General features: G+C 56.0%; 18 protein-coding genes. 9 read left to right on the top strand and 9 right to left on the bottom strand.

Annotated features, from left to right (window positions below; translation table 11 throughout):
- The first annotated feature begins 35 nt into the window (after positions 1 to 35).
- The 3 genes from HY36_RS16895 (at position 36) to HY36_RS16885 (ending at position 2,882) form a co-directional block, all read left to right on the top strand.
- Positions 36 to 1,046, top strand: coding sequence for a glycosyltransferase family 2 protein (locus HY36_RS16895; protein ID WP_035555498.1), 1,011 nt, complete (start codon positions 36 to 38; stop codon positions 1,044 to 1,046).
- Positions 1,047 to 1,272: 226 nt separating this feature from the next.
- Positions 1,273 to 2,067: an ABC transporter permease gene (locus tag HY36_RS18000; RefSeq protein WP_051602922.1), complete on the top strand. Its 795-nt coding sequence runs from the start codon at positions 1,273 to 1,275 to the stop codon at positions 2,065 to 2,067.
- Positions 2,068 to 2,141: 74 nt separating this feature from the next.
- Positions 2,142 to 2,882 carry an ABC transporter ATP-binding protein gene (locus HY36_RS16885; RefSeq protein ID WP_206741226.1) on the top strand — a complete coding sequence of 247 codons (741 nt, stop codon included), beginning with the start codon at positions 2,142 to 2,144 and terminating at the stop codon, positions 2,880 to 2,882.
- 15 nt (positions 2,883 to 2,897) lie between these two features.
- On the opposite strand, the gene HY36_RS16880 is transcribed toward HY36_RS16885, so the two are convergent.
- Positions 2,898 to 4,094: a hypothetical protein gene (locus HY36_RS16880; protein WP_155842028.1), complete on the bottom strand. Its 1,197-nt coding sequence runs from the start codon at positions 4,092 to 4,094 to the stop codon at positions 2,898 to 2,900.
- 374 nt (positions 4,095 to 4,468) lie between these two features.
- Between HY36_RS16880 and HY36_RS16875 the strand changes: the two genes are divergently transcribed.
- The 5 genes from HY36_RS16875 to metK all read left to right on the top strand — a co-directional run bounded on the left by HY36_RS16875 (position 4,469) and on the right by metK (position 9,984).
- A complete protein-coding gene (locus HY36_RS16875) occupies positions 4,469 to 5,152 on the top strand; it encodes an FkbM family methyltransferase (RefSeq protein ID WP_035555492.1) in 684 nt (227 codons plus the stop codon).
- Between the two features lie 92 nt (positions 5,153 to 5,244).
- A complete protein-coding gene (locus HY36_RS16870; protein WP_035555490.1) occupies positions 5,245 to 6,405 on the top strand; it encodes a DegT/DnrJ/EryC1/StrS family aminotransferase in 1,161 nt (386 codons plus the stop codon).
- A 104-nt stretch (positions 6,406 to 6,509) separates the two neighbouring features.
- Positions 6,510 to 7,904, top strand: coding sequence for an adenosylhomocysteinase (ahcY, locus tag HY36_RS16865; RefSeq protein WP_035555487.1), 1,395 nt, complete (start codon positions 6,510 to 6,512; stop codon positions 7,902 to 7,904).
- A gap of 14 nt (positions 7,905 to 7,918) precedes the next feature.
- Positions 7,919 to 8,773 (top strand): formyltetrahydrofolate deformylase, encoded by an 855-nt coding sequence (locus HY36_RS16860; protein WP_035555483.1) that lies wholly within the window; start codon positions 7,919 to 7,921, stop codon positions 8,771 to 8,773.
- Between the two features lie 29 nt (positions 8,774 to 8,802).
- Entirely contained in the window at positions 8,803 to 9,984 is a 1,182-nt protein-coding gene (gene metK / locus HY36_RS16855) for a methionine adenosyltransferase (RefSeq protein ID WP_035555480.1), read from the top strand.
- Positions 9,985 to 9,990: 6 nt separating this feature from the next.
- Here metK and HY36_RS16850 read toward each other — a convergent pair whose 3' ends face one another.
- From HY36_RS16850 to HY36_RS16840, 3 genes are all read right to left on the bottom strand, one after another.
- On the bottom strand, positions 9,991 to 10,386 hold the full coding sequence (locus HY36_RS16850) for a hypothetical protein (protein WP_162176032.1): 396 nt from the start codon (positions 10,384 to 10,386) through the stop codon (positions 9,991 to 9,993).
- Positions 10,359 to 12,602 (bottom strand): S8 family peptidase, encoded by a 2,244-nt coding sequence (locus HY36_RS16845; protein ID WP_162176031.1) that lies wholly within the window; start codon positions 12,600 to 12,602, stop codon positions 10,359 to 10,361. Before HY36_RS16845 ends, HY36_RS16850 begins: the two co-directional genes overlap by 28 nt.
- Positions 12,603 to 12,956: 354 nt before the next feature.
- Entirely contained in the window at positions 12,957 to 13,775 is an 819-nt protein-coding gene (locus tag HY36_RS16840; RefSeq protein ID WP_155842020.1) for a hypothetical protein, read from the bottom strand.
- 260 nt (positions 13,776 to 14,035) lie between these two features.
- Between HY36_RS16840 and HY36_RS16835 the strand changes: the two genes are divergently transcribed.
- Entirely contained in the window at positions 14,036 to 15,271 is a 1,236-nt protein-coding gene (locus HY36_RS16835; protein ID WP_035555469.1) for an AGE family epimerase/isomerase, read from the top strand.
- On the opposite strand, the gene rfbA is transcribed toward HY36_RS16835, so the two are convergent.
- Genes rfbA through glmS form a run of 5 tightly spaced genes read right to left on the bottom strand, consistent with a single transcriptional unit; the run spans position 15,238 to position 20,497 of the window.
- Positions 15,238 to 16,107, bottom strand: a complete 870-nt coding sequence (gene rfbA / locus HY36_RS16830) for a glucose-1-phosphate thymidylyltransferase RfbA (RefSeq protein WP_035555467.1) — start codon at positions 16,105 to 16,107, stop codon at positions 15,238 to 15,240. The two genes, HY36_RS16835 and rfbA, sit on opposite strands and share 34 nt — an antisense overlap.
- Positions 16,104 to 16,988, bottom strand: a complete 885-nt coding sequence (gene rfbD, locus HY36_RS16825) for a dTDP-4-dehydrorhamnose reductase (protein WP_035555465.1) — start codon at positions 16,986 to 16,988, stop codon at positions 16,104 to 16,106. The genes rfbA and rfbD overlap by 4 nt, the downstream gene beginning before the upstream one ends.
- Positions 16,985 to 18,034, bottom strand: a complete 1,050-nt coding sequence (gene rfbB, locus HY36_RS16820; protein ID WP_035555462.1) for a dTDP-glucose 4,6-dehydratase — start codon at positions 18,032 to 18,034, stop codon at positions 16,985 to 16,987. Before rfbB ends, rfbD begins: the two co-directional genes overlap by 4 nt.
- Entirely contained in the window at positions 18,031 to 18,612 is a 582-nt protein-coding gene (gene rfbC, locus HY36_RS16815; RefSeq protein ID WP_155842038.1) for a dTDP-4-dehydrorhamnose 3,5-epimerase, read from the bottom strand. The genes rfbB and rfbC overlap by 4 nt, the downstream gene beginning before the upstream one ends.
- Positions 18,613 to 18,670: 58 nt before the next feature.
- Positions 18,671 to 20,497 (bottom strand): glutamine--fructose-6-phosphate transaminase (isomerizing), encoded by a 1,827-nt coding sequence (gene glmS / locus HY36_RS16810; protein WP_035555456.1) that lies wholly within the window; start codon positions 20,495 to 20,497, stop codon positions 18,671 to 18,673.
- Positions 20,498 to 20,791: the final 294 nt, after the last annotated feature.

Genomic DNA, 20,791 nt, shown 5'->3' with positions numbered 1-20,791 from the left:
GGGACGTAAACTTGCATGAGGAAACTCTGACACGCATGGCCAGTCCCCAATCAGACCCAAAATTCAGCATAATCATCGTGAACTACAACGGTGGAGCGTATCTGCAGGCCGCGCTCGATTCGCTGAAAGATCAAACCGTTCGTGACTTCGAGGTGATCTGCGTGGACAACGCAAGCACCGATGGGTCTGTGGAAGGCTTGGATACGTCCGAACTGCCCTCTTTCGAACTGATTCGGTCAAACGAGAACCTTGGATTCGCCGCAGGAAACAATCGCGCCATCAAGGCCGCGAGGGGCCAGTGGATGTGCCTGCTGAACCCTGACGCAGTTGCCGAACCGCGTTGGCTGGAATCGATTACTGCAGGCATGGAACGCCACCCCACCTGCAATGTCTTCGCATGCGCTCAATTCATGCTGGAGGATCCCGAGCGTCTTGACGGGGCCGGCGACGCTTTCCTTGTCTTCGGTATTCCGTGGCGCGGGGGGTTCGAGCGTCCGGCAACCGAGCTTCCCGGGGAAGGCACCTGCTTCAGTCCATGCGGGGCCAGCGCCATATTCCGGCGCGATACCTTCATGGAGCATGGCGGCTACGATGAACGCTTTTTCTGTTATTGCGAGGACGTAGACCTCGGCTACCGAATGCAACTGGCCGGGGAAGACTGTATTTTCCTTCCGGACGCCCGGATTGCGCACAAAGGCTCCGGCACGTCAGGGGCAGACAGTTATTTCACCACTTATCATGGCAACCGAAACCGCACCTGGGCCTTCTTCAAGAACACACCGCTCTCATTACTGATCCTCACCCTGCCCGGTCATGTCGCCATTCTTGGCTACATCTATTGGCGCAACCGACGCAACCTGCAGCATACCGGCATGCAGGACGGTATCCGTGAAGGCTTGCGTACGGGCTGGCAGATGAGAAAATCCCCGGAATTCAAGGTCAGGAAGCGCACGCGCCCCCTCTTCGGCATGATGGCAGCGATGGCCTTCAACCCCTTCCGTATGGCGCGGCGTAAAGCCCATGTCCGGCCCCTGAGGAACCGCTGATCGCCTGTTTTTCTCAAGGTGTGCGCATTTGTAGCCCGATACATCATCGGGCTTGCGCACATCATCGGGTTCCGACTAGGACAGCATGGCCTGCGAAGTGGCACTACCGCGAGTCCCTCGGACAGGGCAGACAGGGGATCTGCCTGATGCCCTGGAAGGCTCTTCGGTACGAGGTGAGAAACAGAGGTTCTTGATGCCTACATCGACAGTGACAGAGACGCCCCAAATGAAGAGAGGCTCTCTTCAGGAAGCTATTCAGGATATTTTCAGTGGCCTGACCAAGTGGCGCATGTGGAGTGCGCTCGCCTGGCATTATCTGCGCCAGCGATACAAGCGGACCTGGATCGGCATGAGCTGGATCGGCGTCTCCTTCGCCCTGTTCATGATCGCGAAAATCTTCGTATTTGGCGCCATGATGGGCGAGAGCATCTCGTACTACGCCGTCTATCTCACCATGGGCTATCTGATCTTCCGGCTGATTTCCAACGCCGTGACGGGCAGCTCGGGGGTATTTGTGAGTTCGCGGACCTGGATCAGTTCGGAATCCTTGCCGCTCTCCATCTATGTGTTCCAGATGATGATGAACAATTTCATCATCTTCTTCATTACGCTCGTTCCCGCCATCGGGATCTTCGCCTGGTCCGGGCACTACTATCTGAGCGGGCTGCTCTGGTTCCTGCCCTGCCTCTTGGTCTATGCGGTCTGTACCGTGTGCATCGGCCTGTTACTGGGCGTGATCAGCGCACGTTATCGGGACGTGATGCACTTTTCCGCAACGATCATGCAGGTCGCCTACTTCCTGACCCCTGTGCTCTGGATTCCGCCTGAGACTGGCCCCCGCGCCGTCGCGGCAGTGGTCAATCCTTTCTCTCACTATATCGCGATCCTGCGCGAGCCATTACTGGACGGGACCGTTCCGTATTTCAGCTGGCTTGTCGTGCTCGGCTGCACCTGTACGCTGCTGCTGCTCTCCCTTGTTTTCTTCGCCGTCTCCCGGCGCAAGATCATTTTCTGGTTGTAAGCCTCATGGTCTCCATTGTTGCCCAAAATGTCAGTGTTGTTTTTCCGATGGTCGGGTCGGATGTGCGTCATGGCATGAAATTGAAGAAGCAGACCGAGCGGCGTGGCACCCAGCTCGGCGGCAAGATCATTCTCGAAGACAATCGCCCCGCCGGGATCCTGGCCTTGGACCGTCTGAACCTCGTTGCCAAACCGGGCGACCGGATCGGCCTGTTCGGCCCCAACGGTTCCGGCAAGTCCACGGCACTCCGGGTGCTGGGAGGCATCTATCCTCCCACCGCCGGCCATATCGAGGTGAACGGGAAGGTCTCGGCCATGTTCAGCCTCAATCTCGGCGTCAACCAAGAGGCGACCGGGCTCGAGAACATCGAGCTCAAAGGTATTCTTCATGGCCTGAGGCGGGAAGAGATCCGGGAACTGGTGCCTGAGATCGTCGATTTTTCCGAGCTGGGCGACTACATCCACCTGCCCGTGAAGACGTATTCTTCGGGCATGAAGATGCGCCTTCTCTTCTCGATTGCGAGCGCCTTTCGTCCCGACATCCTGCTGCTGGATGAATGGGTCTCCACCGGTGACAAACGCTTCCGCCGGAAAGTCGCGCAACGCATGGAAACCATTTTGGACCAGACGCCGATCGTGATCGTTGCCAGCCACGACCATCGGAGAATTTCAAGCTGGGCAAACAAGATCATCCAGATGAAGCGCGGGCACGCCCAAATGCTTGATCCTGTCGCCTTCTCCGAATGGCAGGCCTGGAAAGAGTGGAAACGCGGCAAGAAGAACAGGAAGAAAAAGAAAGCCTTACAGGACAGCTGATCCTGGGCTTTGCGGCTATTGCCGCGCTTTTTCCTTCAGGCTTACGAGTTTCCGCTTTGCTGCTTTCAGGCTCTCGGGGATGCTCTTGCCCGTCGAGGCTGCCTTCAATTGCAGTTTCGCTTCTTTCAGATGGCGGCGTGCCGCCTTTGGAGCCGATTTCAGCATCTGGACCTCAGCAAGCGCCATTTCAGTCTGCGCTTGCTGGATCTTGAGCTCGTTCTCCATCATGGTGATCAATTGAGACAGTTCAGACGAAAACGCGCAGTCCTGTTCCAGCAGCTCGATGTTCGATGAAGATCCGAACCGGGACCATTTGGGGGTGAGGTCATCCTTTGAAAGATCAGCCCTGCGGGCGATCAGGGCCTTGTTTCCTTTTTCGAAAACGGCGTGGATTTCCTTCGCGAATTTCAGGTCGATTTCCAGACTTTCCGTCGAGTCGATTTCCTGAAAATACCGCTTCCTGTTCCAGCCTGCATCGAACGCGCGGTTTGCATGGGGCACCCTGATCTGATTGGCCATGGCCATCGTCTGGACGCTCAGCTTGGAATTCATGCGGTCGCCCGCCCCGTCCAGTTCGGCATCGGTCCCAGCCAGGCCAAGTATCGTGCCGACGACATCCGGTTGCCGGGTGTATGCATAGACTTGGACTTTGTCTTCTCCGAACACTTCCTCCCAGAGCGAGAGGGTCTCATTATAGTAAAGCGTCTCCTTGCTGGCGATCAGCCTCTTCAGTTTCGGCTTGTTCACTCTCCCGCCATTCCGGCAGAGCGTGGACGCAAGAGATAGCAGAAACTCCACCTGAGGGCGCAGCCAGACGACCACGATAACGTCCTCGAACAGAGGGACCAGGAACTCCTTCAGTCTCGCGATTTCTTCGGAAATTGTGAGACGGTCATACAACCATTCGCTTGAGATCAGACAGGTATGGGCCCCGCGGGCTTTTGCAGTGGCAAGTTCGGCTTCGAATTCGCTCCGCAATGTCGAGCAGAACACAGCATGATCTTCTTCAGTCTTGATATCGTTCATCTTGAAACCCCGTTCGGGACGGGTGGGCAGGCGTGACGCTGTTGCCAGTTTCAGATGATGATTTGCCCCGAGAGAGTGAGGGTACAGGATCCCGTTTTCCAGAAGAGTGCGGCGCGCATCTGAAAACCTTGCCTGCGCAGTCGTCGTGCCGGTTTTCGGGGTACCTATATGTACAATTGCTTTCATAATCTCACTGTTCGTCTTTTCGAATCTAGCTCTGTAATCGCTCGGCGCCAAAATGCAAAACCGGAAGCCGCGCCCGTTCACAAGCGACTCAACTTTCTTCCCCAGTTCCTGCAGCGACAGGAGCATCCATCAAATGAGATTTGCGAAAGAAGCGCAGCAATTTTTGTCAGTGGCACTGAAATGCGAGGCCTGAGTGACAATTTTCTGCCCTTTGACCCTAGCGCCGGACACCTGACCACAGCTAAAGTGGGGGTTCCCGAACGTTCCGAACATGTGTGAAGTGATTTGAATTATTAGCACTTGTCCAGGATCCTTATTCGACAATCCGGTCGGCCGCAGGCCAAAATCCCGCTTCCTTTGGAGATTCCCCCAACATGATGTTTGTAACGCACGGCAAGACCCAGATTGATATCAGTGTCGACAAGCAAGTCGCCAATGAGAGAATTATCCACAGGATCAAGAAGGGTGGTTACGAACAGAGAGAGGCCAAGTTCGCACGACAGGTGATCCAACCCGAAGACCGGATTCTGGAACTCGGCGCGGGCCTCGGATTTATTTCCGCGGCTGTCTGCTCTCAAGTCCAGCCGCAACATTACACAGCTGTTGAAGCCGATGAGCGGCTCATCCCTCACATCCATCGCACGCACGAGCGAAACAAGATCAAAGGCGTGGATGTCATTCAGGGGGCATTCGTCGCAAATCCTGAAATCCTCGAAAAGGGATTCATTGAATTCGGGGTCGCCAAGGCTTTCTGGGGATCGGGTATCGACCGGGCTGGCGGAGACGATGTCATGACCGTGCGCGTTCCTACCCGTGACGTCTCGAAACATATTCGGGACAACAGGATCGACACGCTCATCTCCGACATTGAAGGCGGTGAACTGGATCTTTTCCGTCACCTCGATTTCAGCCCGCTGAAGCGAATCATCATGGAAATCCATCCGAAGGTCTTCGGATTGGAAGGAGTCCGGGAGGTCTTCCAGATTCTGGATCGCAACAACTTTGTCTACGATGCCGACTATTGTGAAGGGTCCGTCGTGACGTTCACCCGCGTCTAGGATCAGCTGCAATTGAAACATGATGTGAATTGAGCGAATCGGCGGCGCGGCGTAGGTCGCGCAGGACGAACCAAATACAGGCCCCACCCATCATGTCCCTTCCCTTCATCGACCTTCAGGCCCAGCGCAAGCGCATCGAGTCCGAAGTCAACACGGCGATCCAGTCGGTCGTTGAAAGCGGCCGCTATGTGCTCGGCCCGGAAGTGACGGAACTGGAAAACCAGCTCGCAGCCTGGTGCGGAGCCTCGCATTCGGTCAGCTGCGCGAATGGCACCGACGCCCTCGCCCTTGCCCTGATGGCATGGGAACTGAAACCGGGCGACGCGGTATTCTGCCCCTCCTTCACCTTTGTTGCGACAGCGCAGGTCGTGCCGTGGCTCGGTGCAGCGCCAGTTTTCGTCGACATTCTGCCAGACACCTACAACATGGACTCGGCGCATCTACGCCAGCAGATCGAGGCGGTGAAAGCCGAGGGCAAGTTGACGCCGAAAGTCGTGATCGCCGTCGACCTGTTCGGCCAGCCGGCCAACTACCCCGAAATCAAGGCCATCTGTGACGAGTTCGGCCTCAAGCTGATTGCCGACACGGCGCAGGGCTATGGCTGCACGCTGAACGGACAACATCCATCAGACTGGGCCGACATTGCCACGACCAGCTTTTTCCCGGCAAAGCCGCTGGGTTGTTACGGCGATGGCGGCGCGATCATCACGAACGATGCCAAGCTCGCCGAGCGCATCGAATCCTTGCGCGTCTATGGCAAAGTTACGCCGACCGATGCCGCCGAGCGCAATTTCCATCATGACCCCAAATACCTCTCCCTGCGCGTCGGTATGAATTCCCGGCTCGACACGATCCAGGCTGCGGTCCTGCTGGAAAAGCTCAAGATCTTCGGTGACGAGATCGAGAAGCGCCAGATTGTGGCGGACCGCTACGCCGAGGGCCTGACCGGACACGTGAAGCGCGTGCCCAGCGTCATCGCGGGTGGCAAGAGCGTATGGGCGCAATATGTCATTGAGCATGACAATCGTGACGGCCTGCAGGCGCATCTTTCCGGTCAGGGCATCCCGACCGCCGTCTATTACCCCGTACCAATCCACGAACAGGATTTCTGCGCCCGCTTCAAACCCGCCGACGGCACCCTCCCCGTCACGGAAGCCGCGAGCAAACACGTCATCGCTCTTCCGATGCACCCCTATCTGGAAGAAGCCGACCAGACACGCGTCATAGATACGATCAGGGCGTTCAACGGGTAACCGACATAGGATGCACTTGTAATCCAAGGCAACGCGCACTTCGCGCGTTGCCTTTTTTTGTATGACATGTTAGCCGCGATACAAACGTATAAAGGATCATTGATATGGCCGAAAACTATCGCGTCGCAGATATTTCCCTTGCAGAGTTTGGCCGCAAGGAAATCGCCATCGCAGAAACGGAAATGCCGGGCCTGATGGCCGCGCGTGAGGAGTTCGGTCCGTCGCAGCCCCTGAAAGGCGCGAAGATCGCCGGCTCGCTGCACATGACCATCCAGACGGCTGTGTTGATCCAGACACTCGAAGCGCTCGGCGCGGACGTCCAGTGGGTGTCGTGCAACATCTATTCGACACAGGACCATGCCGCGGCTGCGATCGCGGCGAATGGCACGCCAGTCTTCGCCTATAAGGGCGAAACGCTGGAGGAGTACTGGGAATTCACTGACCGCATGTTCCATTGGCATGACGGTACCGGCGCCAATCTGATCCTGGATGATGGCGGCGACGCAACCATGTATCTGATCCTCGGCGAGCGCGCCGAATCCGATCCGTCCTTCCTGGAAAAGCCGGGCTCGGAAGAGGAGAAATTCCTGTTCGCTCAGATCAAGAAACGTCTGGCCGCATCGCCCGGCTGGTTTGCCAAGACCAAGGCTGCAATCCGCGGCGTATCCGAGGAAACGACGACCGGTGTGAACCGACTGTACCAGCTTGAGAAGAAGGGCGAACTCCCCTTCCCGGCCATCAACGTCAACGACTCTGTCACCAAGTCGAAATTCGACAACAAATATGGTTGCAAAGAGTCGCTCGTTGACGCGATCCGTCGCGGAACAGATGTCATGATGGCGGGCAAGAAAGCCTTTGTCGCCGGCTATGGCGATGTCGGCAAGGGCTCTGCCGCGTCACTGTCCGGTTCCGGCGCACGTGTTGCCGTCTCCGAAGTCGATCCGATCTGCGCCCTTCAGGCTGCGATGGACGGCTATGAAGTTCTGACCGTGGACGAAGCTGCGCCTAAGTTCGACATCTTCGTCACGGCGACCGGCAACAAGGACATCCTGACCGTCGACCATATGCGCGCGATGAAGGACATGGCCATCGTCTGCAATATCGGCCATTTCGACAATGAAATTCAGGTCGAAGGCCTGCGCAATTTCGAGTGGACGAACATTAAGCCGCAAGTGGACATGATTACCTTCCCGGACGGCAAACGGATCATCCTCCTGTCTGAAGGCCGCCTTGTGAACCTCGGCAATGCCACGGGTCACCCCTCTTTCGTGATGTCGGCCTCCTTCACCAACCAGACTCTCGCCCAGATCGAACTGCATACGCGCGGCGAGCAGTATGAGAACAAGGTCTACACCCTGCCCAAGCACCTCGATGAGAAAGTTGCGATGCTTCATCTGGAAAAGCTGGGCGTACAGTTGACCGAATTGTCCGGCGAGCAGGCCGATTACATCGGCGTGGATGCGGCTGGTCCGTTCAAGCCTGAACATTACCGCTACTAGGTCGAGTCTCCACAGTGTCGCGTTCGCATATCCTGAAGTTTGCCTGTCCGGATCGGGTCGGTCTCGTCGCCGGACTGGCAAAGCTGATGGAGCGTCATGATTGCTTTATTGCCGCGTCGCGGACATTCGGCGATGCGGAAACCGGCCGCTTCTTCGCGCGCCTTGTGTTCCATGGCACATCGGATGCCCTGCCGTCCGGCCTTGAAACCGATCTGGCAACCATGGCCCAGGAACTCTGCGCAGACTGGTCAGTTCATCCGGAAGGCGAAGCTGTCCGCACCCTGCTTATGGTGTCCAAGTCGGAGCATTGCGCAAACACGCTGCTTTATGCGGCCCGCCGGCGCGAACTGCCCATCGACATTGTCGGGATCGTCTCGAACAATGAAACGCTGAGGGACGATTTCGCCCATTGGGGACTGCCTTGGTTCCATGTGCCGGTGACGAAGGAAACCAAACCGGAAGCTGAAGCCCGCCTGTTCGACATTGTGGAGGAAACCGGCGCGGACCTCGTCGTGCTTGCCCGCTACATGCAAGTGCTCAGCGATGAAGCCTGCCGGCGGCTCGAGCTGAAATGCATCAACATCCACCACTCCTTCCTGCCGGGCTTCAAGGGCGCACGCCCCTATCACCAGGCCCATGCGCGCGGTGTAAAAATGATTGGCGCGACGGCCCACTATGTGACGGCAGACCTTGATGAAGGCCCGATCATCACGCAGCTGACGGAAGCAGTCGACCACACATTCAGCCCGGCCGACATGATCGAAAGCGGCCGCCATCTGGAAGGTAACGCTTTGCTTCGTGCCGTGAAGGCGCATGCCGAGCATCGCATTTTCATCAATGCCGGAAAAACAGTCGTTTTTGCCCGCTAGGCAGAACGAAGAACAGAAAGACAGGACCCATGAAACTTGCCAGTCACGAATTCACCAGCGAGAGCGTCTCTGAAGGCCATCCGGACAAGGTCGCAGACCAGATTTCGGATGCGATTGTGGATCTGTTCCTGTCGCGTGATCCAACTTCCAAAGTAGCGGTAGAAACCCTCACGACCACCAATCGCGTCGTTCTGGCCGGCGAAGTTCGCACCAATAATGGCGCCGAGGTCACACATGACGAAATGAACCAGGCTGCGCGCGATGTCGTCAAACGCATCGGGTACGAACAAGATGGCTTTCATTGGGAGAATATGGAAATCGCCAACCATGTTCATGGCCAATCGGTCGAGATCGCTCAAGGCGTTGAGGAAGGCCAGGGCTTGTATGGCGGAGAGGGCGCAGGCGATCAGGGCATCATGTTCGGCTATGCCACAAACGAAACACCGGAACTGATGCCAGCCACTCTGGTGTACTCACATCAGATTCTTCAACGGCTGGCGCAATTACGTCATGACGGCACCCACCCTGAACTGGAGCCAGACGCCAAGAGCCAGGTAACACTTCAATACGAAGGATCGAAGCCGGTTGGCGTGAATGCCCTCGTCGTTTCCCACCAGCACAAGGATAGCGCCACACTGGACCAATTGCGGGAAATCATCCGCCCTGTGATCAAGGACGTCTTACCGGACGGCTGGTTCCCCGCGGAAGACAAATTCTATGTCAACCCGACCGGGCGATTTGTGATTGGCGGACCTGACGGGGATGCGGGCCTGACCGGGCGCAAGATCATTGTTGACACTTATGGCGGTGCGGCCCCGCATGGCGGCGGCGCGTTCTCCGGCAAAGACCCCTCTAAGGTCGACCGTTCCGCGGCCTATGCGACGCGCTACCTCGCCAAGAACATCGTCGCGGCAGGATTGGCTGACCGTTGCACCATTCAGGTCAGCTACGCGATTGGTGTGGCTCAACCCCTCTCCATCTATGTCGACACACACGGAACCGGCAATGTGGACGAAGAACGCATCGCGAAAGCGCTGCGGGAGCTCTTCGACCTGTCCCCCAAGGGAATTCGCACACATCTGAAATTGAACCGGCCAATCTATGGACCATCCGCCGCCTACGGCCACTTTGGTCGCACACCGACGGACGCGGGCGGATTCAGCTGGGAAAAAACAGACCTTGTGGACGATCTCAAGCACCTCACGAACTAGCCGATCTCAGTACGCGACAGTTATCTCATCAATAGTCGCGACACGCTTGCCTTGGCACTGCACTTGAATGTGCTGAGGTAAAGGCTTGCGCGACTGTTGGTAAGCCGCTGTGCCGGGCACGGATGGCCCGCCCTTTGATAGGTCGAGAACCAAAAGCCCCTCTGAGTGTCCGGATTGGGGCGTCAGCATCCAGGACTGGTCATCCGCCACGCGCACCACGACATGCAGCTTGCCGCCAGATGGTTGGCCCGGCCCCGGCATCCTGTTGATCCACGCGGACGTATCTGTAATTTCGGGGCAAGTCGCCCCAAAGAAAGGCAGGGTAGTGCAGCCGGGCAGCATGAAGCATGCGGTTAGAGAGATTACTGCGGCCCTTACCATGGCGTCGACAGCCGCATCCACAGCGCCTCCTGATCTTCCGCACCATAAATGTGGTTTGGTGAAGTCGAAATCACCGCTGCCGCCTCGCCCGACCAGGTATCGGTCAAACCAAATGTATAGCGGGTTTCATAATCGATCTGCCGGCCGCTTGGTGTCAGCTCTGCTTTTACCAGAGTACGGATCAATTGACTGTTCAAATCCACGCCGATTGGAGCATCGAGATTGAGGTGTCCAGATTCCGCGCGCCGAGGTTGCGCCACGATGAGATGCAGCCGCCCGTCGCCCAGCGCACGGTCTGCACCCAATGACCACCGGCTCGTCCAGATGCCTTCGGCGTCAATTCCCGGCAACTCGACACTTGCCATCTCAAGCCCGGACGACACAATCCATCCAGCCCCCGACAGCCAGGCCCCTTCCAATGCATAGGCCGTCATCTCGGTCTGATCCTCTGCACCAAAACGGGCCTGCAGTGATCCACCAAGCGCAGTATTCTCATCCGAGATAAACGATGCCCCTGCGCGCACGGACCATGTCCGCTCATCGCGACCAAACATAAATCCAGACTGGCTACGAGCGCCATGTTCTGCCGAAAAGATGTCCATGACGAGATCATCGCTTATGACGTGACTGAATTTCGCCCACGCACCACCGGTCGAAAACGCATTGCCGACGCCTGGCTCGTTCAACAGGGAAATATCGGGCGCAAGATGGGTCAGCGAGCCACCGCGGCCAAATTCGACCTGGCTCTCACCAAAACTGTAGCGCATCTTGAACGTGGATTGGGGATCTTCCTGATACGGCGCGGTAGGGTCTTCCTTAAGGCGGGCCTGTGCCCAGCTGAAAGACATATTGCCCGCATTCACAGCGTAGGATTCCCCCGCCGCCCAATCCGCTCGCGTATCGAAATTGACCAGGCGCGACCCCAGGGCATCTGTAGGGAAAGCCGCCGCCACACCGTCTGCGTTGAATTGAAATCCGCGTTGGTACTTGTCTTGAAACACAAGCTTGTTGAACGCGCCAGAATTCGACGCCCAGTCCCCGAACGCGCCGCCGCTTGGTGCCACAGCGTCGATCAGACTGACCTTTTCAGAGCCGAAGTCGAGGTTTTGCTGGCCCTGCGGACGAAACGCCTCTTCCAGATTCAAAAGCCCCACACCCGATACACTATCCGTGCCGACGCCGGCGACCTCACCGGTAATGATGTCAGGCGTGCTATCCACATAGTCTGTCGCAGTATCCAGCAAAATCTGGAGCGCGACCTCTGGCTGCGATCTCAAATTCGGGAATGCGTCCAGCAAGAGGGCCAACGAACCCGCCACGTATGGCGCGGCAAAAGATGTACCGGCGATCCGATAATAGTCACCCTCACTATCAGCGTCATTACAGCCCTCAAACTCTCCTACGGCACATGTGGGAAGGTCTGGAAATGCCACATCGTCGTCCGGTCCAGTCGAGATTACACCTTCGCCCGGCGCCAGGAGATAATAGGATTGAGATGCGGTACCAGCGCGGTTGGAGAAGTCCGAGAGCTTTCCATCCGGATCAACCGCCCCGACGGCCACAACTCGCCCCAAGGACGAAGCCTCGCCGGCGATGTAAGCTGGCTCGTTCGGAATCTCACCCTTGGCTTCAGTCGGGTTTCCTTCTTCATCCGTCCCCGCCGGTTCTCCATCGTTACCTGCGGAGATGACCACGAGCGCGCCTGCATTCGCCGCTGCACGAATTGCGTTTTCGAGAGTGGGGTCACTATCAATGTCTCCCCCCAGCGACATGTTGATAATGGTCGCCCCTTGATCCACAGCATACTCAATTGCTGTAACGAGATTTCTGTCGTTGTAGACGCAGTCGTCATCCTCGCCTTCCCGGCCGCAACTGCCCGGCGAATCCGCTCGAATATCCAGAATGGATGACTCATAGGCCGCGCCCTGAATTCCATTCGGCGTGTTATCATCCAGCGAAGAATTGAAATCATCCTGGCGCCGAGCCGCAATAACGCCGGAAACAAGAGTCCCGTGCCCACCAGTGTCGATGTCACCTGGCTGTCGGCGGATGTTGACGCGGTCTCCATTCTCATCAAAGCCGGAACATTCCGTGTCCGCGCAAACGTCATACATTTGCACCACCGCGCCTTCCAGATCTGGATGGTCGGCGTCTGTCCCGGTATCAATGACAGCGATCACCTGCCCCTGCCCCGTTGCACCCAGCGCATACGCCGTCGAAGCCCCGATAATCGGCAACCCAACCGTGGCATTATATTCGCGCGTTTCGAAAGCGGAAGGTTCCGCAATCTGATCCGGAAATGGGTTCGAGGGCGGCGGCGGAGGGGGCGGAGGCGGCGGAGGAGGCGGCAATGGCGTAACAGCGGAGCTTCCACCCCCGCCTCCGCCACCTGCGCACGCGCCTAAAATCACGATGGAAGCGCCCATCATGGTGGAGACCAGAACGGAACGCGAGATGCTCGCGCAAGAATTCGACTTACCTCTCCAAGTCAAACTTAATCCTCCCAAAACGCCCGATGTTTTCATGCCATCGCACCAAGAGAAATAGTTCACCTTAAAGAGAAGAATAGCGCAAATATTTCGTTCAGTTGATCAGGAGAACTCAACCCGTTCCTGCGAGAAGTAAAATAGCGACCTTGTCTCTGCATCGATCGCATCCCCAGGTGCATCCAACAGGGCCTTCATGGCGTGCTTCCGGTCTTTCAAGGCGTGCGCGAAATCTGCTTCAATCAACTGATCAACACCCGTGCGAGTCATCGCATCTCGCACTTCCATATACAGTGTCAGCGATCCCCCCAAGAACATGGACTCGTAGGCGATCTTGCTGGCAATCTTGTCGTGGATGTCTGAATATTGGAATTGCCGCTCCATGACCGATTTACGTTTGCAAATGAAATCGATCTCGTGGCGGTGCTTGGGATGGCGAAGATAGAAATTCTTCAAAGCCATCATTTCCCCATCAATCCGTCCCTGAATATCGTCGGGAAGCGATTCACTCAGAATGATAATGATATCTATGTCGGAGCCTCGAACCATTTCACCGGAGGCTGAGTGCTCTCGCATCTCGTTATGCGCCAGAAAGTATGAAAGGTCGCCCGCGATGAAAGCGCAAAGCTGACTGCGCACTTCCCGCCCCAAGCTTACAAATAATTGCTTCATCACATCTTGGGCCACCCCGATTTTCTCGCGGCTGATCTCCCGGTGCATGTTTGAGAGGGAACCTTGCCGTTCGATCATCTGATAGCGTTGGCCGGGAAGGCCAAAGAGCGTAAAAGAGAGGAAGTCCCGAAGTATCGACGGGCTAAGCCGCACCTGGTCTTCGCGTGTGATGTCAAATCGCAAATAGTAGCTGGCAAAATGGGAGATCAACAAACTCCGGCTACGATTGCAGGCTTGCCAAAGCGCCAGCACAGGAACATCCGGCATATCAAACGACAGTTCCTTGCCGATACGCGGACCCTTTTTTTCCAGAATTCGGGCAATCCGGTCGTCGATTTCTTCAAAGTTTATTGTCACAGGCACATTCGGTCCATTCTGGCAGAAACGCACAATGCGCAAACGCTTACCTCAGCCGAGGATCGACCGCCGCTGCGGTCAGGTCAATACTTGATGCGAACCATTGCACACTGTACGGGAAACAAGGCGCTGTTGACCAAACACATGACGGTCCAATGGCGCTTGCGACAATTGTAATTCTGGAAACGAGCGCTTTGGTAGTTCAGATGGAAGTGATTACCAGAATTCGCAGCTGGCTGTTCGACCACGCCCTCCCCGTCTGGACAGAGAAATGCATGGACAGCCGCTTTGGCGGACCTGTCGAGAGCTTCTCTCTTGATGGAGACCGTCCGTTTACCGATGCATATAAGCGGACATTCGTCGTTGCGCGACAGCTATACGTTATGTCTCATGCCAGCCTGCTCGGTGAGAAAAAGGCAGGCCCACTCGCGGATGCCTTATTTGAGTATTTGAGAAAAGTTTGTTGGCGGGGCCCGGAATCTGGTTGGGTTCACAAGGTCACGCTTGAGGGCGATATTCTCGACCCGACGGCCGATCTCTATGATTTCGCATTCTGCCTATTCGCTCTCAGCTGGTATTACCGGCTGAGTGAAAACACAGATGCTCTGACTCTCGCACACCAGACGCTAGATATTGTGGAGCGAGACTTCGCGCACCCATCCGGAAACGGATATTACAATCAGCTACCCGCCAACCTGCCACGCCAACAGAACCCGCATATGCACCTGATGGAAGGGCTACTCGCCTTTTGGGAAGTGACGAATGATTCACGCGCCAAGGACATGTCGAATGGCCTGGCCACATTGTTTCGACGTCAACTGTTCGACAAGGCAGCTGGCGCCATGCCCGAATTCTTCGATGACTCTTTAAACCCCATTACCTACTCCACTCGCAACCATATTGAAGCCGGCCACCAGTTCGAATGGGCGTGGATATTGGCGCGCCACCAGCAATTATCCGGAGACGATCATACCGACATCGTCCGCACACTGGTTCTGAACGCCGAACGCTTTGGCCTACACGAAACTCGCGGCTGGGTCATGAATTCGAACAAGCTGGATACCAGCTCCCAAGATCGCGGCTCCCGAACGTGGCCAAATTCAGAGCGTATCAAGGGTTGGATTGCATTGCATGAACTAACCGGCGTGTCGCCTTGGCACGCAATTGAGCGAAGCTGCGAAACCTTGTTCGGCGTACATCTTGGCTCCTCTGCACCGCGTGGCATGTGGCTCGACACGGTAGATGAGGATGGCAAACCGACTTGCATCAAGATCCCGACATCGACTCTTTACCACGTGTTTTTGGCGTTTACTGAGGTCTTGCGGGTCGCTGAAAGCAGCGCCCCGCTTTCGTCAAATCAAGATTCAGATTGCAACAGCGACAGCAAATAATCGCGGTACTCGTTCTTGAACTCATTCGCCCGCTCACGCATTTGATCATCAGTGATCAGACTTCTGCGCCAAGCCACCTCTTCAAGACACGCCACCTTTAGCCCTTGCCGCTTTTCCACTGTCTGAACGAACTGGGATGCCTCCAACAGGCTATCGAATGTTCCCGCATCCAACCAGGTTGTTCCCCGCTGCAGGCGCGTGACAGTCAGCTCTCCTCGCTGGAAGTAAGCCTCGTTCACACTTGTAATTTCCAACTCTCCGCGAGCTGAAGGAGTAACTTGCTCTGCGACCTGCACCACGTCTGAACCATAGAAATACAACCCGGGTATAGCCCAGTTGCTTTTTGGCGTCTCAGGCTTTTCTTCCAATGAGACTGGCTTGTCATCACCGTCCAGCTCAACGATTCCAAATCGCTTCGGATCGTTCACTTGGTAAGCCAACACAGCTGCTCCGCGCTTTAGCGCAGCCAAAACCTGAAGCTGCCCGGATAGTCCAGCGCCATAAAAGATATTATCGCCCAACGCCAGCGCACAAGGCTGGCCATCGATAAAATCCCGGCCGATCAGAAAAGCCTCGGCCAAGCCGTTGGGATCATCCTGGATAGCGTAGGAAATCGACACACCCCACTGGCTCCCATCTCGTAACAAGCTTCGGTAAGCCGCGCCATGCTCGGGTGCGCAGATAACCAGAATCTCAGTAATGCCCGCCAGCATGAGTGTGGAGATCGGATAATAAATCAGAGGTTTGTCATAGATCGACAGGAGGTGCTTCGACACCCCCCGTGTCACTGGATGAAGGCGGCTACCCGTCCCTCCCGCCAGAACTATTCCTTTCATGGTGTATCAAACTCCTCGATCAACACGCGCACGGTCTCTTCCAACCCTAATCGCCAGTCTGGCAGCGAAACGCTGAAAACGCGCTCGGTGTCAGACATGTCAAGGCGAGCATTCAGTGGCCTCTGAGCAGGTGTTGGATATGCTCTTGTCGGTATACCACTTACCTCTGCGCAAGGACCATCATGACGCGCGCTAACCTCGAATATCAATCGCGCCATGCTCGCCCTGTCTATCTCGCCAGCTCCAGCAAGGTGATAGATACCCCAATCTTGGAAATCTGCCGTCAGCGCGCAATCCGAAATCGTCACAAGCGCCTCAGCCAATGCGGGCGCATAAGTTGGACAACCGAACTGGTCATTCACGACCGAAATACTCTCCCGCGACCCGGCCAACCCCAACATTGTTGTAACGAAATTGCTGGCGAGGTGAGAAAAAATCCACGACACCCGGACAATTATGGAACGAGCCGCAACAGAACGCACAGCTTCCTCACCATCAAGCTTGCTTTGTCCGTAAACGCCCATTGGGCACGTCACATCAGATGGCAAGTATGGCGTAGGCTTTCTCCCATCGAACACGCAATCGGTGGACAAGTGTATCAAGGGAACGCCGTATGCGTTGCAAAGACCGGCCAATTCACGAGGTCCATCAACATTCAGGGCTCGACAAATATCAGGTTCGGACTCGGCACGATCTACAGCCGTGTACGCCCCTGCGTTGATTATGATTTTCGGACGATGGTATTTCAGCGCTTTTTCCAGTGATTGAGGATCGAGCAAGTCCGCCTCATCGCGACCCGCGCAATACAGGTCATCGATCCCAAGTCCGGCGAATGCCTGGGCCATTTGGCCCGACTTTCCAATCACAAGAATTCTGGTCATGTACCAGAACCCAGTCGCTCGCCCGCATAGACGCGATCTTGCAGCGGTTTCCACCATTGTTCGTTGGAGAGGTACCAATCAACTGTTTCCGCCAGACCAGCTTCGAAGTCACGCGATGGAGCCCACCCAAGCGACATGTTTATTTTCGTTGCATCAATTGCGTACCGATAATCATGTCCAGGGCGGTCGTCGACATATTCAATGAGGCGATTGTGAGGAGCGTTCTCGGGATAACGCTCATCCATCAGGCGGCAAATCGTTTCCACGATCCAGATATTGGTGCGTTCAGCGCCCCCTCCTACACAATAGGTTTCTCCTGGCTCTCCCTTTTGCGCCATGAGCAACAACGCCCGCGCATGATCATCGGCATGCAGCCAGTCCCGAACGTTGAGCCCCTGCCCGTAAACAGGGAGGCTCTGGCCTGACAAGCATTTCAAAATCATCAGAGGAATGAGTTTTTCGGGGAACTGGCGAAGCCCATAATTATTCGAGCAATTCGAAACAATCACAGGCAGCCCGTAGGTGTTGAACCATGCTCGCACCAGATGGTCAGCGCCCGCCTTACTGGCCGAATAGGGGGACGACGGCGCATAGGGCGTCGTCTCACTGAATGTGCCTGTGTCACCCAGAGAGCCAAACACTTCATCTGTCGAGACATGCACAAATCGGAACGCGTCTTTCGCACTATCGGCGAGCCCAGAATGATAATTGCGGGCCGCCTCCAACATGGCGCACGTCCCGGCAACATTGGTTGAAACGAAATTCGCCGGCCCATCTATCGACCGGTCAACATGTGTTTCTGCTGCGAGATGGAAAATCGATCTTGGTGCTGATTTTTCTACAATCTCGGTCATCATCGGAAAGTCGGTGATGTCCGCTTGGATCAATTCAAGGCGCCCATCCATCTCGAGAGATGAGAGTGACTGGCGGTTCCCCGCATAGGTCAGCTTGTCTATGACAACAATCCTGTCGTCAGTCGCCTCTGCCAGATAGTGGCAAAGCGCCGACCCGATAAATCCGGCGCCCCCCGTAACGAGCCAGCTCATCGCTCTTCCTCGTGGATGGATTCAAGCTTCAGGTAGTCTGCAAGGCTAGGCAAAGCCCTATCCTTATCAGACAGTATTCGCGCATGAGGCGGCACCGGCCAATCGATGGCAATCGCCGGATCATCATGCGCAATGCCGTAATCATGCGATGGCGCGTAGTACGCATCGGTTTTGTAAACCACTTCCGTATCGTCCTCGAGCGTACAAAAGCCGTGCGCAAAGCCCCGAGGGATGAACAATTGTGCACCGCTGTCTGCACATAGTTCCACAGACATTGCCCGACCGAAATTCGGCGAGCTTCTCCGAACATCGACCGCGACATCCAGAATTCGCCCTTTCACGCACCTGACGAGCTTCCCCTGTGCGTAGGGGGGCGCCTGGAAATGCAGCCCCCTGATCGTCCCAGCGTCCGCTGATCGGGAATGATTATCCTGCACAAATGGTCCAGCAATTCCGGCCTCGGCAAAAACATCAGCCCGATACGTCTCGGCAAACCATCCACGCGGATCTTCAAACTTTTTTGGAATTACATGAATGACCTGCGGCAGCACGTCATCCTGTTTGAATTCAAAAGGCATCATTCCTCACATACGACTCGCGCTCGCTAATGGGCTATATCACGAACCGCTGTTGTGGCTATTCCACCGTCACAGATTTGGCGAGGTTGCGCGGCTGGTCCACATCAGTCCCTTTCGCCACGGCGACATGATACGCCAGCAACTGGAGTGGCACGGCAGCCAGCACAGGCAAACTTATTTCGTCCCCTTCCGGCATCGGAATAACGTGATCCGCGCGGTTCCCTGCAGCCTTGATACCAGCAGGATCAGAGATCAGGATCACTCGGGCGCCACGCGCTCGTATTTCCTCGACATTGGAAATGGTTTTTTCGAAAAGCTCATCCATGGGCGCGATCACCACAACGGGGACATCTTTTTCGATCAGCGCAATCGGACCATGCTTCAGCTCACCTGCAGCATATCCCTCTGCGTGAATATACGAGACTTCTTTCAGCTTGAGCGCCCCCTCCAAAGCGAGAGGAAAATACCGGCCGCGCCCAAGGAAGAGGACATCACGGCTCTGGGTCAGCGTCTCTGCAATCGCGCGGATTCCGTCTTGTGCTTCGAGCGCTTCGGTCACTTTTCGCGGCAAGGCCAGAAGGCTCTTAACCGCCTGCACTTCCTCGCCCGGCAGCAAATGTCCGCGCGCCTTCGCTGCATTTAGCGCCAAAACCGCCAGCACAGACAGTTGCGCTGTAAACGCTTTCGTTGATGCGACGCCAATCTCAGGCCCGGCATGGGTCGGCACAATGGCAGCAGCTTCCCTGGCGATTGAGCTTTCCGGTACGTTTACGATGGCAACGGCGGGCGTGCCATTCTGACGGCAATAGCGCAGCGCCGCCAGCGTGTCCGCAGTTTCGCCCGATTGGCTGACAAACATGGCTGGGCCCGTCTGCGGCAAGACTGGGTTGCGATAGCGAAACTCCGATGCGATGTCAGTTTCCAGAGCAAGTCTCGCCTTTTGCTCGAACCAGTATTTCGCCGTGTGTGCGGCGTAATAGGCTGTTCCGCATGCAATCGCGACAGCGCGGTCGGCCCCAGCAAACATCTTGTCAGCGACATCACCCAGATTGAGTGTCTGCGTCGCCTGATCAATGTAAGGAAGGATCGAACGCGCCAACGACTCTGGCTGCTCGTGAATTTCCTTCAGCATGAAATGATCATATTCGCCGCGCTCAATCAGACTTTCATTCACAGCAGATTGGACGCGGGGGCGGTTTACACGTTCACCATTCACATTCCGGATGTCGTGGCTGTCAGGTGTCAGGACCACCCAATCCCCCTCTTCCAGATAGGTTACATCGCGTGTGAAGGGCGCGAGCGCGATTGCGTCAGAACCGAGAAACATCTCGCCTTCGCCATATCCCAATACCAACGGACTGCCTTTGCGCGCACCAATCAGGAGATCGGTATCGTCTGCAAAGATTGCGGCAATCGCAAACGCGCCGGATAGCTTCTTGAGGGCGGCCTCGAACGCATCCACCGCGTCCATACCGTCATTCATGTTCTTGTCGATCAGTTGGGCGATGACTTCGCTATCCGTTTCGGATTCAAAGCTGCGACCGTCGGCCTGCAATTCATCGCGCAGCTCACGAAAATTCTCGATGATGCCATTATGGACGATCGCAACTTTCCCCGACATGTGGGGATGCGCATTGATCTCGTTCGGCTGACCATGCGTGGCCCAACGCGTATGGGCAATGCCCATCAGACCATCAATCGGCGCTTCCGCCATAACGGCCTCAAGATTAACGATCTTGCCCTGTGCGCGCCTGCGCTCGACCCTGGGGCCCGCCCGAACTGCGATGCCCGCGCTGTCATAGCCGCGATATTCAAGCCGCTTCAGACCATCCACGAGACGGTTCGCCACTGTTTCGGTGCCAGCGATCGCTACAATTCCGCACATACTTCATCTCCAATCAGACAAAGCGTATTTAGTCCCCCTAAATCAGACGGCATAATGACAGATTATGTAGGAATACGACAATCAGCGACACGATTCAGACCGATCGTGCCTTTTTCCCGACCATTTAGCCCTGCTGATGGATCAAATCATTGAACTCACTCACATTGGGGGCTATCGCCCTGTTCTCGTGACTATATCTGAAAGCCACAGAGTTTTTTCGGCTAAATGATACTTGAAGGAAACTGAACGTTTTGACCAATCTGACCCACCTCGACAGGCTGGAGGCTGAAAGTC

This window comes from Hyphomonas atlantica corrig., from assembly GCF_000682715.1.
GTDB lineage: Bacteria > Pseudomonadota > Alphaproteobacteria > Caulobacterales > Hyphomonadaceae > Hyphomonas > Hyphomonas atlantica.
Note: the sequence above shows the minus strand (reverse complement) of the source record. Positions and strands in the feature narration are given on the sequence as shown.